We start from the raw sequence: 17,928 nt of genomic DNA, 5'->3' as shown, positions 1-17,928 counted from the left end.
AAATAATATTACACACAACTACCATAACCTATGTAAAAGCCTCTTAAAAGGTTTTAAAATCGTTTTTTAAGGACGTAAACTAGTGAAGATGGTTCTTTAGTGAAGACCGCAGAACAATTAGATAAAAAACCTATACATAAACCATAAAGAAAGGAAAATTTTCTTTTCTGATAACGTGCAGATAATATGGAAACATATAAACTGTCAAACCACATCGGTTTTGTAGTTATTAATTCAAAACGGTCTTGAAAGATATTTCTTATAGCTTCTTTGTTGAAATGATATAAGTGTCGAGGGACGTCATATCCAGCCCATTCTTTTTTAAAATATTTTGCATCAAATGAATTATAATTAGGCAGTGCCAAAATTAGAATCCCATCTTTTGTTAACCAGTTTTGGATTTGATTAATTTGCTGTTCAAAATCAGGCACATGTTCAAGAACGTGATACATACTTATAACCTTAATACTTTTTGGTTCTATAGAATCCGTTTGATTTAAAAGTTCGATTCCTTTTCTCGCGGCAAATGATCTTGCTTTTTCACTAGGTTCATATCCTATAGCATCATAACCCGCATTTTTTAAAATGGCTACGACATCGCCTACTCCAGCACCTATATCCAAAATTTTTCCGTCGATTGCATACTTTGCAATCAACTGTTTTTTGCTCTTAAGGTTCCACCTTTTAGCAAACTGATAACATTTTGCAAAAAAAGAGGTTTGAGAATCATCGTGAGATAGATAATCCTCACTTTCATAATAAGCTTCTAAATGCCTAGGTTGAGGAATCGTTTTAAGAACTGCGGAAGAAGGATCCTTATATAGTTCAAATGATTCTTGAGTCAAAAAATAGTCTTTTAAAGAAAGAAAATGCTCTGAGTAATTATTGTTTTTTTTCATTGTTTCACGTGAAACTATCTTCCCATATGTACTAATAACACCGAAATATCACTAGGAGAAACTCCCGAGATACGAGATGCTTGAGAAACTGTTGCTGGTTGAATTGCTGTTAACTTTTCGCGTGCCTCATAGGAAAGAGACTTAATGGATTTAAAATCATAATCAGATGGAATTTTCACATTTTCTAATCTGTGTAACTTATCAGCATTATCTTTTTCTTTTGCAATGTAGCCAGCATATTTTACATGAACTTCAACTTGTTCTAGAATATCTTCATCTAGATCATTAGTTTCAAGATATTCTTTTACCTGAGAAATCGTTTTGATATCCTCTAAATTAATCTGAGGTCTAGAAAAAACTTTAAAAAGCTTATCATTTTGAGTAACTTGTTTAGTACCCTTAGCTACTAACAAATTATTCATTTCTTTAAAATCATAACTTGTATCACGTAAAAACTGAACCATTCTTTCTGATTCTGTAGCTTTACGATCTACTCTTTTGAGAGCTTCATCAGTAACAATACCCAATTCAACAGCTCTAGGTGTTAACCTTAAATCTGCATTATCTTGTCGCAACAACGTTCGATATTCAGCTCGTGATGTAAACATTCTATAAGGTTCCTCAGTTCCTTTAGTAATTAAATCATCTACAAGTACACCAATATAAGCTTCATCTCTTTTTAAAATGAATGGCTCTTCTTCTCTTATTTTACGTACTGCATTTATACCAGCCATTAAACCTTGAGAAGCAGCTTCCTCATATCCTGTTGTACCATTTATCTGGCCAGCAAAATATAAACCATCAATGAGCTTAGTCTCTAAGGTATGTTTTAACTGAGTAGGTGGAAAATAATCATACTCAATAGCGTAGCCTGGTCTGAAAAACTTCACTTTTTCAAAACCAACCACACTACGTAAAGCTTTAAATTGTACATCCTCAGGTAAAGATGTACTAAAACCATTTACATAAACCTCACAAGTATTCCATCCCTCAGGTTCTACAAATAATTGATGTCTATCCTTATCAGCAAATCGATCTATTTTATCTTCAATACTAGGACAATAACGAGGACCTAAAGATTTAATCCTACCATTAAACATTGGAGATCTATCAAAACCTTCACGCAATAAATTATGAACCTCGGGACTGGTATAGGTCATATGACAATCCCTTTGAGACTTCAGAGATGTAGTAAGATTACTGTAACTAAATTTAGAAGTAATTGCATCGCCTGGCTGTGGCTCCATTCTCGAATAATCTAAAGAACGACCATCAACACGAGGTGGAGTACCTGTCTTCATACGGCCGGATTCAAAACCTAAATCAACTAACTGACCTGTAATACCCGTTGAAGCACGCTCACCTGCCCTACCACCACCAAACTGTTTATCACCAATATGAATCAAACCATTCAAAAAAGTGCCATTAGTAAGAACTACAGCTTTAGATCTAATTTCAATACCTAAAGAGGTTCGAACACCAACTACTTTATTACCTTCAATAACTAAACCAGCAACCATTTCTTGATAGAAATCAAGTAACGGAATAGCCTCCAATTGCAACCTCCATTCTTCAGAAAAGCGCATCCTATCATTTTGTGTTCTAGGAGACCACATAGCAGGACCTTTAGATTGATTAAGCATTTTAAATTGAATAGCACTTTTATCTGAAACTATTCCACTCAATCCTCCTAAAGCATCAATTTCTCTAACAATTTGCCCTTTTGCAATACCACCCATAGCAGGATTACAAGACATTTGTCCAATAGTTTCAAGATTCATAGTAACCAATAATGTACTAGAACCCATATTTGCAGATACAGCTGCGGCTTCACTTCCTGCATGTCCTGCACCAACAACAATTACATCATATTCTTTATCAAACATACCTATTGTTTCACGTGAAACATTTTAATTTTTTCATCTTCTTTTAGTCGCATAGTACTTTTTTCGATATCGGTTTTATCACCAAAACCAATTAGGTGAAGAAGACCATGAGACATAACTCTCAACAGCTCATCATCAAAACTTACGACAAAATCTTTAGCATTATCCTTAACTCTATCCACCGAAATATAAATTTCGCCATGAATAAAATCATCTTCACAATAATCAAAAGTAATAATGTCCGTTAAAGTATCATGACTTAAATACTTCTGATTAATTTCCAATAGAAAACCATCAGAACAAAAAACATACGACAAATCACCTAACGATTTATTCTCAGATAAAGCAACAGCTTCTAACCATTTTGAATATCGTACTTCATCTGATAATTCAAAATTAAATTGATAATTAAAGTCTACCATCTTCTTTAAAATACTCCTTTACCTTCTGTTTATATTCCTGTTGCAAAGGTAGTACTTGTCTATTTAAAATCTCCTTGCTATTAAAATACATGGATGCATCAGGTAAAACAGCATTAGTAGGATTGTTGAAGTCTTTACGATTAGTATTTCCTTCTCTTTCATCCTCCTTACCTTGTTGCAATCCTGCGTCTTTTAACTTCAATAAATCATGTTGAATCTCCATCATTTGATTTTGAACTTCACGATTAAAACCTTGATCTAATAGCTTACGCTCCACTGCCTTCATCTTATCAGTAATGTCATCAACAATTCCTTCAAGACCTTCCTGACGAATCATATCCTCTAATTGATTTCTCAATTCCTGTTGTCTTTTATAAATCTCATAAATCCTGCCACTTTCTTCTTCTGATTCTTTATATCCACGTTTCTCTTGATTATCACCAGATCCATTGTCATTTCCATCTTTTCCAGTCGTACCATCACTACCCGATCCTTCACCATTAGAACCTTGACCGCCTTCACCACCTTGACCACCTTGGCCAGATTCACCAGTACTTCCTTTACCGTCTTTACCGCCCTGACCGCTTTCGCCACCTTCACCAGATTGACCACCTTCACCCGACTGACCTTCTTGACCATCCTTTCCTCCTTGACCAGGTGGACCAGATTCTCCAGGTTTACCTTCGCCCGGTTTTTTTCCCTCACCATCACCAGGTTTTTTACCATCGTTACCTTCCTTACCGTCCTGTCCTTCTTTCATCAAAGACTCCTGTTTCTTAATAATGTCTGGTAACTGAAAACCTGAACTTTGACCTTCACCAGGTTCTCCTTCACCTTTACCAGGTAGAGCCATCGCATTATTCATAGCATCCATAGCGCTGCTAAGTAGATTTGCTAGTTTATTAGCACCATTCAAAGTGAACTGCTGTGATATCTGCCCTTTATTCATCTCAAAATCACTTAGTTGCACCAAAGATTTATCTATATAATAGTAAATATCTGTTACTTCTCTATTTATTTCTATTCCCACCTCAGGATTACGTGATGCAAGAGCAAATAAACTGTCATCGACGTGTTTAAATGCTTTCTCAAGATCCTTTTGGATTTTAAGTTTTTTACCAAAATTAGGACTGTTTCTATTTAGATTCTTAACACCATTAAGAACGTTTTCTTGTTCCTTTGAAAACACAATCAGGTTATCTAATATCTGACGCAACATATCTGCATCCTCTTTCAATTTCTCAGATTTACCCGAACTCATTTGAGCTTTCATAGCTTGAGCTTGCTCTTTCATTTTATCTGCGGCACTTTTTTGTTTTTTACTAGCATCCGGCGTTTTAGAATTCTCAAGATCATCACTAGATTCCTGCTGTTCTTTTTTTATCTCTGGTGAGTTAAGTGGATCAAAATCTAACTTCATAGGTTTTTTAAGACCATTGTTTTCCTTCTCAAGTTCCTGTAGTTCCTTTTCCCATTTCTTATAAGCTTCATTTAACTTATCCTGTTCAGACTTCTTATTCTTATCACCTTCTTTTTTTGATTGATCTTCTTGCTGTTGTGCAATGTCCTTCAGCTTATCAATCATTTGCTCATACTTCTGCGTCACATAATACATTTTTGTGAGCTCTAGCAATTGTTTTAAATTACGCTTTTGCTGCTTTGAATTCTTTTGAGCCTTCTCTATTTTTTCTTTAAGATCTTCTTTACTTAACTTATCTTGGTACTCTTGAAGCTCTTTAAGTAATTCTTCATTTTTCTTAATCTCTTCTTCACTTTGCTGTAAACGTTCTTTTAAAGCCTCTTTCATAGGATCTTTTTCAGGATTAGACTTCTCTAAATTATCCCTCATTTTTTCCATTTGTTGACGCATTTCACGTTCCTGCTCTTGTTGATTTTTAAGAGCTTGTTCTAATTTTTTCTTATCGTTAAAACCACGTTGTTTTTTCTCAATTTGCTCTTGACTTATTTCTTTAAGTTCTTCTTGTTGTTTTTCTTGTTCTAATAATGATTTCTCTAACTCTTCTAAAGATTCTTTTTGATCTTTTAATTGTTTTTGCTGTTCCTCTTCTTTTGTAGATTTTTTGAAACCATAAACCTGACTCTTTGCACTTTTAAAATTATTAACAACATCATTATCAACTACTTCAAAATAAAATTGATAATTTTTACCGCCTTTTAAGGGTAAATTACCAGGAAAAGTGAAAAGAAATTGATCAAATGTTCCACGATTCTTTCCTATCTCATAAATCTGCTGACTTGCGTTATTATCGCTTTCAAAATAAACAAGTTGTATCCTTCTAATCCCATAATCATCAGCTACTTGACCTCTGAAATAAAGAATATCTTCTTGAATACTATCTTTCTTCATTTCCATTTTTAATTCTGGATAATCATCCTTAGTAACTTCAATTTTAAAGTTCAACTCTTCAAAATCCTTTGCCTTCATATTTGATGTTGAGATAGCATATTTAAGTGGTTTTAATATCGCTTTCGCGAAAGCGAAATCATTACCATCCTTCTCAAACGATTCTACAGCATTAGTATATTTAAAATCTACATGATCTGTCGCAGCAGTTTCTAATTTCCAAGTAATCTTAGTTCCCTGTGGAACCAGAGCATTTCCCGTGCTTTTTATAACCTCATCTTTCTTACCAGTATAGGATGGATAGTCCATTAATAATTCAAATTTATTAATGGAAGGGACAGCATCGACAGTAAGTTCAAAATTCTCACTACGCACTTCATTTGCTTTAAGATAAAATGGAGTGTCTGCAGATGGATTATTAAATACAAAACTAAATCTACCTGGAGCGTCTTGAGTTAAATAATAAGTTTGATTATTAAAATGAATACTTGCGTTTTCAGGAATTGTTCTTCCTGAAACTTCTACATTAAGTTTGAAATCACGTTTTTGTAAAGTATTCAAATCTTCATTAAGCAACTTAAAAGTGAAAGGTGCTGGTGGGATGTACTCATTGTTAAAGTCTGCTACACGTTTTGTACTTTCTGTTAGTACATCATTATTACCAGTGAAGAAAAGTGCAGCAATAATTAACAATGGAATAGCAAGATATTTTAAATATGCCGCGTTCTTTTTAAAATCGATGGCGAGAGAAAAAGGAATAGGTTTGAGCTCTTCACTCTTCTGATTAATACTGGCCCAAGTAAGCTCATCATCTCCTCCATTTTTATGTAATTGTAATATGTTGATTAATTTATCTGATACTTCAGGAAAATGAGTTCCTATCATATTACTGGCATCTCTAAAATCAATTCCTGAAAATAATTTGAATAGTCTTGCTAATGGTATACCAATAAATTTAAACAATAATGCTGCCTGTACTAACACAAAAAGACCAAATAAAATTGTTCTACCTGTAGAGCTCAACCATAAAAAATGCTCGATAACAGCAGTAAATAGGAAGTACAATAATCCTATCGCTAGAAATAAAATAATACCACGAATGATCTCATTTGTGTAATATTTTTTAATAAAAAGTTTGAGCTTGTGCTCTATGATTTGAAAGTTATTCATCACTTTATATGTCGTCTATGTAGGGTAAATATAACGCAATGAGCACGATGTTTATGATATGGTGTATATTAGAACTTGTTCTTTAAGAAAATAACGCCCTTAAAATTTCAATAGTTTAATCATCCTACTCATGAAAGATCTCAAATACCTAACCGCATATATCGTTCCTATTTTGTGCGTGATTGGTATTTATTATAGAGGATCTGCTTTATATATTACTCCATTGATGGTTTTTACAATCGTACCATTAATTGAACTAATCATGCCATCTTTAACTAGCAATTTAGATGCGGAAAGTAAAGAGAGTAAGTTGAAAAATAAATTATTTGACATCTTATTGTGGTTAAATGTACCTATCATATTTAGTGTTCTTATTTATGGTTTATACATGTACTCTATCAGTTATTTTGAAACTTATGAAGTAATAGGTTTAATCTTTACGTTAGGAATAGTGGCTGGTAGTAATGGAATTAATGTTGCACATGAATTAGGTCACAGACAAGAATCGTGGGAACGTTTTCTAGGTAAAATATTGTTATTACCTAGTCTCTACATGCATTTTTATATAGAGCATAACTATGGACATCATGTAAATGCTGCAACACCTGAGGACCCAGCTAGTGCGCGTTACAATGAAAGTCTATATGCATTCTGGTGGCGTTCTGTTATCAATCAATATAAAAACTCATGGAGTATTCAAAATAGATTATTGAAAGTAAACGATCAATCATTCTATTCTGTAAAAAATGACATGCTTTGGTACACAGTTATACAATTGAGTTATTTAATTATTATAGGTCTTTCATTTTCTTGGATGACTTCTATAATTGCATTATGTATTGCTGTAGTCGGTTTTAGTTTGCTAGAAATTATAAATTATCTAGAACATTATGGGTTGAGAAGAGTACAGAAAAAGTCAGGAAGATATGAAGTAGTAAGAGAAATACATAGCTGGAATTCTAACCACGCGCTGGGTAGAATTTTGCTTTATGAACTTACTAGACATAGTGATCATCACTATAGGGCAAATAAAAAGTATCAACTTTTAGATTATCATGAAAACAGTCCACAACTACCCTATGGATATCCTACTATGATGGTTATTGCTACGATACCACCATTGTGGTTTTCAATTGTTAATAAACATGTGCCACAAGAAATGATAGAATTATCTGAAAATAAAAATAGACATTTATAATCGTTAAATATTGTCCTACCATAGCTATAGAGAACCACTTTCTTGAGAAAGTCTTAACTGTTAACACTGAACTCATAACTTACAAATATTATCTTTGCAGCCTTAAAAACGGCGATAATGAGCACTTCAGTAAGAGTAAGATTTGCACCTAGTCCTACGGGACCATTACATATAGGTGGCGTTAGAACAGCATTGTTCAACTATTTATTTGCAAAAAAACACAACGGTACTTTTGTACTACGTATTGAAGATACAGACCAAAACAGGTATGTAGAAGGTGCTGAAGATTATATTATTAACGCTTTAAACTGGTGTCATATTCCTTATGATGAAGGACCAGGAAAAGAAGGAGATTGTGGACCTTATAGACAAAGCGAACGCAAATCAATGTATAAACAATATGCGCTAGACCTTATAGAAAAAGGTGCCGCATATTATGCATTTGATACTGCACAAGAATTGCAAACCGCTCGTGAAAATGCAGAAGCAAAAAAGGAGACTTTTATATACAATCATAACAATCGTAACGATTTTACCAATTCTCTAACCTTATCTAGTGATGAAGTAAAAGAACGTATTAATCGTGGAGATGATTATGTGATCCGTTTTAAGCCAGAGTTGAAAACACTACACATGTTTGATGAAATCCGTAAAGGGATTGAAATAGACACTTCACTTATCGATGATAAAGTACTATTTAAAAGTGATGGAATGCCTACTTACCACCTTGCTAATGTGGTAGATGACCATGATATGAAAATTTCTCACGTGATACGTGGTGAAGAATGGTTGCCTAGCATGGCATTGCATGTATTGCTTTATGAAAGCTTTGGATGGGAACGACCTAAGTTTGCTCACCTACCATTAATACTTAAACCTACCGGAAAAGGAAAATTAAGTAAGCGTGATGGTGATAAAATGGGCTTTTCAGTATTCCCACTAGAATGGAAAGATCCTAAAAGTGGAGAAATATCTACAGGTTTTAAACAAGATGGTTTTCTTCCAGAAACAATGATCAATATTTTAGCGTTCTTAGGATGGAATCCAGGAACTGAACAAGAGATTTTCAGTCTAGATGAATTGGTTCAAGCTTTTAGTCTTGATAAGGTAAATAGTTCTGGTGCAAAATATGATCCGGAAAAAGCTAAATGGTTTCAGCAACAATGGTATGTTGCACAAGATGATGCTGTTATAGGTGCCGCTTTTGCGAAAGCGTTAGAAGAAAAAGATATCGATTATGGATCACAGGATTATGTGAATATAGTTTGTGGTCTAGTGAAAGAACGTGCTGTTTTTACAGAAGATCTTTTTGAACTGGCTGGTTTCTTCTTTACTGCACCAGATTCATATGATGAAAAAGCAGCTAAAAAAGCTTGGAAAGAAGATACTTCTAACATCATGACAGATGTGATTAAAATTATCGAAGACTGCACTGATGATAGCGCTACCGGTTTAAGTACTGCAATTAAAGGCTGGATTACTACTCAAGAAATGGGATTTGGTAAAGTAATGATGCCATTAAGACTATCATTAGTAGGTAGTTTGATGGGACCTGATGTATTTGAAATAGCAAGTATGATAGGTAAAGATCAAACTATCGCTCGCATTCAACATGCTATAAAGAAGTTATCTTAAAAATAAAAGCGAACTCCAGCGGTGATATAACTAATATTACCGTTGAGTTCTTCGCTTAAAGCGTTTTTACCATTTAAAACATCTAAAAACGCATAGTGGTAATGAGCAGAAAATCTAATCTTCTCTGATCCACCACTTAAACCGACAATTCCATTAATATTTATTGGCGATGTTTCTTGAAAAGAAGCAACGGTAACAGCGCTACTACCTGTAATTATGCTGTCTTCATACCTTTTATCTGCTACTTTAAATTCACCATTAAAAGATACGGCTGGTCCTATTTCTAAAGAAAGATAATCTCTATTATCAATTTTATAAGCCCATAGTAACTTTACCTCTGCACCGATAACACTCATGTCTATATCATCAAGTGTTAACGCTTCTTGAACAGAAAATTTATTATTAAAAAGGTGTATTCCAAAAATCATATCCCAATAAGGCCTAGAAGATCCTCTGGTTTCTAATCCAGCGCTCCACCCAACTTTACCATCTATCGCTACATCATCAGTGTTTAAACTAAAAAAGGTAGCATCTAGGGCTATACCTAGTCTATTATTTGAAGCTTGTCTTCTTTGAGCCTGAGCAACTATATTGAAACCACAAATGAAAATAATAATAAATAAACTTCTCATAATTAAATTAAAAGCTAAACATAATAATAAAAGAACTCAGAGACTAAATAGAAAGCAAACAATATCATTATTGTTTACCTTGGCTACAAATTCTTTAAAAGAAATAAAAGATGAAAAATACAATCCTTACATTTTTTCTGATTATCCCATTGATTTCTATAGCTGCAAAGTATTATCCCGGAAAGGCTGTAAAGACCGACGGAACAGAATTAATAGGTTATTTTGAAGAACCAGATTTTGCAGCTGTTAAAAAAATTAAATTCAAAAGTTCTTTAGATAGTAAGAAACAAAAATTTCTGTCAGTAGAATTTTCTACACTTGAATTTACTAAAGGCGAAGAGCTTGTGAAATATGAAGTTTTATACTACATGCAGGCAAAGTTTTTAAATTTTAAGAAACTAAAAGTGAGTAAAAAGCCCATTTGGTTTAAAGTTATAGAAAGGAATATTGATGGTGTATCTATTTATGTGGCTTGGGGAAAATCAAATGACGGCCGCGGAAACATTTCTTACAGCATGACTTCATACATGAAACTACCTGATGAAAAAGAACTTAAATATCTTCAATATGAAGGAAGCTCTATGACTGAAATTAAAATTGGATTTTATAAAGCATTCACCAAAATTATAGATTATTATTTTAAAGATTCATGTCCTGAATTACTGACACATGTCACAAAAGATCTCTATAAAGAAAAAGGAGTTTTAATGTTGACAGAGCTTTATAAAGAACATTGTAAATAGTGTCTGTAACTTTTTTAAATAAAATAAGACTAATTGTACTGTATCTTTAAACAAACTTAAAACACTAACTATGGGACAATTAATTTTTCCAATTTTAGGAGTAATCATACTTCTACTAATTTTCAGTTCATTTTTTACGGTAAAGCAACAAACAGCTGCTCTTATTGAGCGTTTTGGAAAATTTACTAGTATGCGTCATTCTGGACTTCAGTTTAAAGTGCCATTAATTGATAAAATTGCAGGACGTATTAATCTTAAAATTCAACAACTAGATGTTATCGTTGAAACTAAGACAAAAGATGATGTATTTGTTCGTCTTAAAATATCTGTACAATTCCAGGTTAGAAGAGAAAAAGTATATGATGCTTTTTATAGATTACAAAACCCACATGACCAGATAACATCATATGTATTTGATGTAGTGCGTGCAGAGGTTCCTAAAATGAAACTAGACTACGTTTTTGAAAAGAAAGATGATATTGCCATTGCTGTAAAACGTGAATTGAACGAGGCGATGATGGATTATGGATATGACATCATTAAAACGCTTGTAACAGACATTGATCCAGATATACAGGTAAAGGCAGCTATGAATCGTATTAATGCAGCAGAGCGCGAGAAAACAGCTGCTGAGTATGAAGCTGAAGCAGATCGTATCAAGATTGTTGCAAAAGCACGTGCCGAGGCTGAATCTAAACGTTTACAAGGTCAAGGTATCGCAGATCAACGCCGTGAAATCGCTCGTGGATTAGAAGAAAGTGTTGATGTTTTAAATAACGTAGGTATCAATTCTCAAGAGGCAAGTGCTTTAATAGTAGTTACTCAGCATTATGATACTTTACAATCTTTGGGTGAAGAAACTAATTCTAACCTTATTCTTTTACCTAACTCACCACAAGCTGGTAGTGATATGTTAAACAACATGATTGCTAGTTTCACTGCAAGTGCACAAATAGGTGAGCAAATGAAAAAAACTAATAAAAATAAAGAAGGAGATGAGGCAAATAGAAATAAAGATTCTGATGGATGGCAAGATTAATCTTATAGATCTATTTTATTAAATAAAAAAAGCACCGCAATAGCGGTGCTTTTTCATTTCTTTTTCAATGCAATTTTATCTTCCTATCAATTTGTTGACCGTTTTAAGAATCACCGCTTTCTTTGCAATAGAACTTACAATACTAGTTAATACTGATACTGCAGAGAAGCTTTCCTTTACTTCATTCAGATTAAGTTTCATGGTCTCTTGATCAACCTGCTTTTGCAGTTGTAAATACCTTAAATCTCTATCTATTTCGTCAAAACTATTATAAACTCTCATACTTGTCAATTTTTATATCCTCATTTGAATTGAAGAATTGCTGGCTGGTCTTGCGCAATAAACTTTTTTCAATGACTGGCTTCATAAATAAAGCTACTAGTATAACGAGTAAAAAATAAAATAATCCAACGATTAAATATCCAAGAGCATCGTTATCCAATAAATCACCAATGTAAATGCTGGCTGCAAGACTTAAAAATAGAATTGATATCAGTAAAAAAAATCCCAATAGCAATTTATGGCTGCTCGATATCACGCCACTCATCACTTTTTTATAAAGATCGAGTTTATGATAGTTAATAGATGATTCTATAAAACTTTGAGTAGCGGTGGTAAATTCTTGAATATTCTCACTTATACCTTTTCCCATATATCAGATTTATACCGTGGTTTTTCCGTTTACCTTAGGCTTCTGTAATTTTGCATTTTGTGCTCTTAACTGCTCTAATTTTCTTTCTAACGAAACAATTGCATCATCAGCTTTAAAACTTGCTGTTGATAATGCAGTCTCAATGCGCTCATCTAAGGTGCCTTTATATTCAGTAGCCTTAGTTGTTAAAGTATCATAAGCAGTTTGTGCTTGATTTTTAATATCCTTTTGAGCCTTATCAGCCTTTTTCTTTAATTTCTTTCTAGTTTTCTCACCACTTTCTGGTGCATAAAGTAAGCCTGCAGCTATTCCTATTGCTGCTCCTGCTGCTAGTGCTACTAATGCGTTTCCTGTCTTTGCCATCTTCGTTTAATTTATTGATTATTAATTGATTCAAAGATAAACACACTGTATGTGGTAATACGTTAATAACCGGTTAACAATTATGGTATATATATTAAATCCTTCTTAAATCAACATAATTATTACTAATTGTAGTTAAAATAAGAAGGATTTTATAAGATACGCTTTCGCGAAAGCGTAATTATTCAAAATATTTAGAAAATACTAGTCCTCTAGCTTTGCCCAAGTATCTCGCAAGGTTACTGTACGGTTGAATACCATTTGATCCTCTGTAGTATCTGGATCAACACAGAAATATCCCATACGTTGAAATTGTACAATGTCACCTATTTTTAAGTTTTTCATTGCAGGTTCTGCCATGGCAGTAATAACTTCTAGAGAATTAGGGTTCACAAATTCCATAAAGTCTTTTTCCTTATCAGTATCTGGTGATGGTACTGTAAATAAACGATCATAAAGGCGTACTTCTACAGGCACTGCATGTGCAGCACTTACCCAGTGAAGTGTACCTTTTACCTTGCGCATACTCGCTTCAGTACCGCTACCACTTTTAGAATCTGGATCATAGGTGGCGTGAATCTCTGTAATATTACCGTCTGCATCTTTAAGGCAACCTTCACCTTTAATGATGTATCCGTTCTTAAGACGTACTTCTTTTCCATTTTTAAGACGGAAGAATTTCTTATTTGCCTCTTCTCTGTAATCTTCACGTTCTATATAAAGTTCTTTGGAAAAAGGAACTTCTCTAAAACCACGAGACTCGTCTTCCTGACTATTTTCTGCCTGAAGGATCTCTACCTGATCGTCTGGATAATTAGTAATAACCAGTTTTACTGGATCTAATACACACATCACACGATCTGCAGTTTTATTTAAATCATCTCTTAAATGAAACTCGAGATGGTTCATATCTACTAGGTTATCACGTTTTGCGATTCCTATAGACTCTGCAAAGTTTTTTAATGATGTTGGAGTGTAACCTCGACGTCTTAAACCAGATATGGTCGTCATACGTGGATCATCCCATCCGTTAACTACACCAGCTTCTACCAGTTTTTGAAGTTTACGTTTACTGGTCACAGTATGTGATACGTTTCTACGGGCAAATTCACGTTGTTTAGGACGTATTTTATCTTTATCGATAACTTGATCAAGGAACCAGTCATAAAGCTCTCTATGAGGCTTAAATTCAAGCGTACAGAAAGAATGTGAGATTTGCTCTAGATAATCACTTTCTCCATGTGTCCAATCGTACATAGGATAGATTTTCCAGTCAGTACCGGTTCTATGGTGTGCTTTATCAACCACACGATACATGATAGGATCGCGCATGAGCATGTTATTAGACTGCATATCAATTTTAGCACGCAGGATGTGTTCTCCTTCACCATATTCTCCATTCTTCATACCTTCAAAAAGTGCTAGATTTTCTTCCACACTTCTATTACGGTAAGGTCCATCTACTCCAGGTTGAGTAGGTGTCCCTTTTTGAGCGGCCATTTCTTCACTAGATTGAGAATCTACATATGCTTTCCCATTTTTAATCATTTGAACTGCCCAGTCATAAAGCTCTTGAAAATAGTCTGACGCATAACACAGATTATCCCATTTGTAACCTAACCATTCTACGTCTTTTTGAATCGCAGCTACATATTTTGCTTCTTCTTTTGCAGGATTAGTATCATCAAAACGCAGATTAACTGGCCTGTTGTACTTCTCTCCTAGCCCAAAGTTTAAACATATTGCGCTAGCGTGACCTATGTGTAAAAACCCATTAGGTTCTGGTGGAAAACGGAAACGTAATTTATCTTGAGAAAGACCATTGTTTAAATCGTCTTCTATAATGTCTTCTATGAAGTTATTAGGTTTAGTAGTATCACTCATGGCTCTTTTCAATATATTTAGATAAAACAAATTTACAGCTTATTTCAGTCCTAACCATACTCATAGTATCTTTACCACATGCATACAATTATACTTGAAAACGTAAAGGTTTATACTAACCATGGATGTCTCGATGAAGAGGCTATGATAGGTAGTGAATATCGAGTAGATCTAGAAGTAACTGCTGATCTATCAAAAAGCGCTAAGACTGATGAACTAAGTGATACCGTGGATTATGTTTCACTTAATAGAATTATAGTAGAAGAAATGGCGATACGTTCAAAATTACTAGAACAAGTCGCACAAAGAATACTGGATCGAGTTCTGAGTGAAGAACATTTAGTACAAAAAGCGCATGTAAAAGTGGCAAAAATCAATCCTCCTATAGGTGGTGATGTGGCAAGTGTGGTCATTTCTATGCAGCAAAGTCGCTAGAAGTCAACACTAAAGAGCGTTTTTGATTAATAATAGTGATAAAGACAACTTTTTTGTTATTTTTGCGGGCGTAAAAGGCGTCTTGGCCGAGCGGCTAGGCATGGGTCTGCAAAATCTAGTACAGCGGTTCGAATCCGCTAGACGCCTCTGAAATCCTCAATCTTTACTGATTGGGGATTTTTTATTTTAAATAGAATCGTTAAGTACAGGAATTTCCTCCACACCTTCTAGTTCTGGAGCGACTGGTTCTGGTAATTCTGGAATAATGTGCAGTTGCTCTTCTACCTGATTAGTTACACTAGGAAAAGCTCCTTTAAAAATAAGTACCGCACCACTAATCATCATTATGATAGCTATCAATCTTTTTAATAGAAATATACGATGTGGTGTGAGGTAACGATTCAGGCTTTTTGCTAGCACTATTTTACATAGATCTACAATAAAATAAGTGACTAATACTGCACCAAAAAAGGTGATGATTCTATTAGAATCATTCTCTAACTGAGGACTAAAAACGACTATTAATCCTAGCCAAAATCCTAAGACACCTATATTGATAAAGTTGAGAAAAAAACCTTTTATAAATAAAGAAAAGTAGTTGTTCTTCTTTACAATAAGTACTTTAGGATCAACCTCTTTAAGATAAGATTTTCTAGTTTTTACAAAAGAAACTATACCATATATCGCAAGTATAGAACCGCCAAAAATATAAAGTCCAGGATCATCTTTTAACTTCTCTAAAATAGAGGAAGTCATAAAATATGCTGCTAGTAAAAAAATAATATCTGCAAGAATAACTCCTATATCTAGTGCTACTGCAGCTCTAAATCCTTTAATCGCACTGGTTTCTAGTAATGCAAAGAACACTGGTCCTATGAGAAAGGCCATTAAAAATCCCAGCGGAATTGCACTAAGAACATCTTCGAGCATATAATTAAAAGGTTATTGCTCAAAGGTAAAAATTAATGTTGGGTTTTCTTATACCTGTGTGTTGATAATTAACACGCTTTCGCGAAAGCGTAATTACAGGAATTTTTACTTAATAAGTTGTCTTAATCCCTTATCTCAATACGTCCACCTGCAAAAGTTTTTTTAGAAATTTCTTGTGGATTACCATAGACTATAACATCACCGCCTGCCTGAATATTAATATCTACAGCGTTAGTGGCATATACTTCTACTTCTCCACCAGCTCTTACTTTTACTCTGGTACGTTTTGATTTAAGATCTTGGTTCTCTACAATTCCACCAGTATTGACGTTAACGATTTGTTGATCTACAGTACCACTTACTTCAGTAATTCCACCAGATACGGCTTTAATCTCAAGATATTCTACCATCACACCAGCTTTAACTCGAGCACCTTCTTGCACTCTAATCTCTAGTTGTGGTTGTTCTATAAGTTCATTAGACGTGATAAAGGCACCTTCATTTCCATCAATTACTTTTAAATCTGTGTAGTGAACATGGACAAAAGTTTCTGTACCGTCAAATTGTTTATCAAAGGCCATACGTACTTTTAAAATTCCATTTTTATGAACATACTCTACATCACTAGCATCGTGACCAGAAATAACAATCTTATTCACATCGGATTTTACAAGATTTACAGTGATTAAATCATAGACCTTAATAGTATCAAAGTTACCTAACTCAACTTCCCTAGGGTTTTGAGAAAAACTGATTGCAGTAACTAAAAAGAACAAAAATAGAGTTGAAATTTTCATGTGAATTATTTTTATAAAGATGCCACACAAATGGTTTTGTTACAGTAAACGAAAAAAGGTAGTCCATCTTGCGACAAACTACCTTTCATACTAACCAAAAAAACTCTACTTTTTTGAAATGATGTTTTGATATTTAGGGAATATCTAAAACATCTTTATGTATTACTTTTTTCAAGAGAAAAATGCAAATACACTTTCTTAGTTAACTAACCAGGATAACCGATACAAATATCTAGAGATTTACCTAGGTTACTTAAAATATGAATTAGTAAAATTATTATATAGATTAAAGTATTAAATCATAGATGAAATACAGTAAATCTCATATTTATAGATTTGATAAATGTCTTAAAATGAGTTTTATAACTTTTTAAAAGTATAATCAATAGACATCTGATCATTATAAACTTGTGCTTTCAAGCTGTCATTTATTAAAGAATATCTGATATGGGTAGGAAATTCATTTTCTAGATTTACGGCAGTAAAACTATTATTAGTAAATTCTTTAAATTCAAAAATAGTAGGAGATTCATTGACACCTGTAACTTGAAGTACCCATCTATTATCATTTTTAACTAATATATTAAGTGGCTTGATAGCTAATTTTTCTTCAAAAACAGTGTCGTTTTCTTCTAGAGTAAAACCATGACCTAAAAAGCTTCCATCGATTTGCATCCTCCAATTTTCAAAAGTACTTCTACCATCTCTATCATCTACTCTTTGCCATTTACCTTGTAACCAGCTTAACTGAGGTCCTTTAGAAAAATCTCTCTTACAAGAAACGAGTGAGCATATCGTTAATAATAATAATATTCTTTTCATAACTAGTGTCTTTTACCTTTCCAGGTTCCACCATATTTATAAAAAGGTAAAGACTG

Annotated in this window: 17 protein-coding genes and 1 tRNA gene; 6 read left to right on the top strand and 12 right to left on the bottom strand. The window is 33.7% G+C overall.

Features of this window, described 5'->3' with window-relative positions; all coding sequences use genetic code 11:
- Positions 1-53 precede the first annotated feature (53 nt).
- The 4 genes from R1T42_RS11945 to R1T42_RS11930 are packed head-to-tail and all read right to left on the bottom strand — an operon-like array spanning position 54 to position 6,742.
- Positions 54-899: a class I SAM-dependent methyltransferase gene (locus tag R1T42_RS11945; protein WP_317290482.1), complete on the bottom strand. Its 846-nt coding sequence runs from the start codon at positions 897-899 to the stop codon at positions 54-56.
- A gap of 14 nt (positions 900-913) precedes the next feature.
- A complete protein-coding gene (mnmG, locus tag R1T42_RS11940; RefSeq protein WP_317290481.1) occupies positions 914-2,785 on the bottom strand; it encodes a tRNA uridine-5-carboxymethylaminomethyl(34) synthesis enzyme MnmG in 1,872 nt (623 codons plus the stop codon).
- Between the two features lie 2 nt (positions 2,786-2,787).
- Entirely contained in the window at positions 2,788-3,207 is a 420-nt protein-coding gene (ybeY, locus tag R1T42_RS11935; protein ID WP_317290480.1) for an rRNA maturation RNase YbeY, read from the bottom strand.
- The gene (locus R1T42_RS11930; RefSeq protein ID WP_317290479.1) at positions 3,194-6,742 is read right to left on the bottom strand and encodes a DUF4175 family protein; all 3,549 of its coding nucleotides are present in this window, start codon (positions 6,740-6,742) and stop codon (positions 3,194-3,196) included. The genes ybeY and R1T42_RS11930 overlap by 14 nt, the downstream gene beginning before the upstream one ends.
- A 130-nt stretch (positions 6,743-6,872) precedes the next feature.
- Here R1T42_RS11930 and R1T42_RS11925 point away from each other — a divergent pair, with 130 nt between their 5' ends.
- Positions 6,873-7,940: an alkane 1-monooxygenase gene (locus R1T42_RS11925; protein ID WP_317290478.1), complete on the top strand. Its 1,068-nt coding sequence runs from the start codon at positions 6,873-6,875 to the stop codon at positions 7,938-7,940.
- Between the two features lie 117 nt (positions 7,941-8,057).
- Positions 8,058-9,575, top strand: coding sequence for a glutamate--tRNA ligase (gene gltX, locus R1T42_RS11920; RefSeq protein WP_036583263.1), 1,518 nt, complete (start codon positions 8,058-8,060; stop codon positions 9,573-9,575).
- Here the strand turns inward: gltX and R1T42_RS11915 are convergent.
- Positions 9,572-10,207, bottom strand: a complete 636-nt coding sequence (locus tag R1T42_RS11915) for a hypothetical protein (protein WP_317290477.1) — start codon at positions 10,205-10,207, stop codon at positions 9,572-9,574. The genes gltX and R1T42_RS11915 overlap by 4 nt on opposite strands.
- A 110-nt stretch (positions 10,208-10,317) precedes the next feature.
- On the opposite strand from R1T42_RS11915, the gene R1T42_RS11910 reads away from it, so the two are divergent.
- On the top strand, positions 10,318-10,950 hold the full coding sequence (locus R1T42_RS11910; RefSeq protein ID WP_317290476.1) for a hypothetical protein: 633 nt from the start codon (positions 10,318-10,320) through the stop codon (positions 10,948-10,950).
- Between the two features lie 70 nt (positions 10,951-11,020).
- The gene (locus R1T42_RS11905; RefSeq protein WP_042269238.1) at positions 11,021-11,989 is read left to right on the top strand and encodes an SPFH domain-containing protein; all 969 of its coding nucleotides are present in this window, start codon (positions 11,021-11,023) and stop codon (positions 11,987-11,989) included.
- Positions 11,990-12,064: 75 nt separating this feature from the next.
- On the opposite strand, the gene R1T42_RS11900 is transcribed toward R1T42_RS11905, so the two are convergent.
- From R1T42_RS11900 to R1T42_RS11885, 4 genes are all read right to left on the bottom strand, one after another.
- Positions 12,065-12,271 (bottom strand): DUF6327 family protein, encoded by a 207-nt coding sequence (locus tag R1T42_RS11900; RefSeq protein WP_036583274.1) that lies wholly within the window; start codon positions 12,269-12,271, stop codon positions 12,065-12,067.
- Positions 12,258-12,641 (bottom strand): phage holin family protein, encoded by a 384-nt coding sequence (locus R1T42_RS11895; protein ID WP_042245145.1) that lies wholly within the window; start codon positions 12,639-12,641, stop codon positions 12,258-12,260. Before R1T42_RS11895 ends, R1T42_RS11900 begins: the two co-directional genes overlap by 14 nt.
- Positions 12,642-12,650: 9 nt before the next feature.
- Positions 12,651-13,004: a YtxH domain-containing protein gene (locus R1T42_RS11890; RefSeq protein WP_042245142.1), complete on the bottom strand. Its 354-nt coding sequence runs from the start codon at positions 13,002-13,004 to the stop codon at positions 12,651-12,653.
- Positions 13,005-13,208: 204 nt separating this feature from the next.
- Positions 13,209-14,888, bottom strand: a complete 1,680-nt coding sequence (locus R1T42_RS11885; protein ID WP_317290475.1) for a glutamine--tRNA ligase/YqeY domain fusion protein — start codon at positions 14,886-14,888, stop codon at positions 13,209-13,211.
- 78 nt (positions 14,889-14,966) lie between these two features.
- On the opposite strand from R1T42_RS11885, the gene folB reads away from it, so the two are divergent.
- Together folB and R1T42_RS11875 are read left to right on the top strand one after the other, a co-directional pair.
- Positions 14,967-15,323 (top strand): dihydroneopterin aldolase, encoded by a 357-nt coding sequence (gene folB / locus R1T42_RS11880; RefSeq protein WP_317290474.1) that lies wholly within the window; start codon positions 14,967-14,969, stop codon positions 15,321-15,323.
- 76 nt (positions 15,324-15,399) lie between these two features.
- Positions 15,400-15,470 (top strand) — tRNA-Cys (locus R1T42_RS11875).
- 39 nt (positions 15,471-15,509) lie between these two features.
- On the opposite strand, the gene R1T42_RS11870 is transcribed toward R1T42_RS11875, so the two are convergent.
- From R1T42_RS11870 to R1T42_RS11860, 3 genes are all read right to left on the bottom strand, one after another.
- Entirely contained in the window at positions 15,510-16,253 is a 744-nt protein-coding gene (locus R1T42_RS11870; RefSeq protein WP_036583282.1) for a LysE family translocator, read from the bottom strand.
- Between the two features lie 122 nt (positions 16,254-16,375).
- Entirely contained in the window at positions 16,376-17,050 is a 675-nt protein-coding gene (locus R1T42_RS11865; protein ID WP_317290473.1) for a head GIN domain-containing protein, read from the bottom strand.
- Positions 17,051-17,410: 360 nt separating this feature from the next.
- On the bottom strand, positions 17,411-17,872 hold the full coding sequence (locus R1T42_RS11860) for a DUF6265 family protein (RefSeq protein ID WP_317290472.1): 462 nt from the start codon (positions 17,870-17,872) through the stop codon (positions 17,411-17,413).
- Positions 17,873-17,928 lie beyond the last annotated feature (56 nt).

Source organism: Nonlabens ulvanivorans, assembly GCF_032922765.1.
Taxonomy (GTDB): Bacteria; Bacteroidota; Bacteroidia; order Flavobacteriales; family Flavobacteriaceae; genus Nonlabens; species Nonlabens ulvanivorans.
The sequence above is the reverse complement of the archived record's forward strand: the minus strand, read 5'-3'. Positions and strand labels throughout refer to the sequence as shown.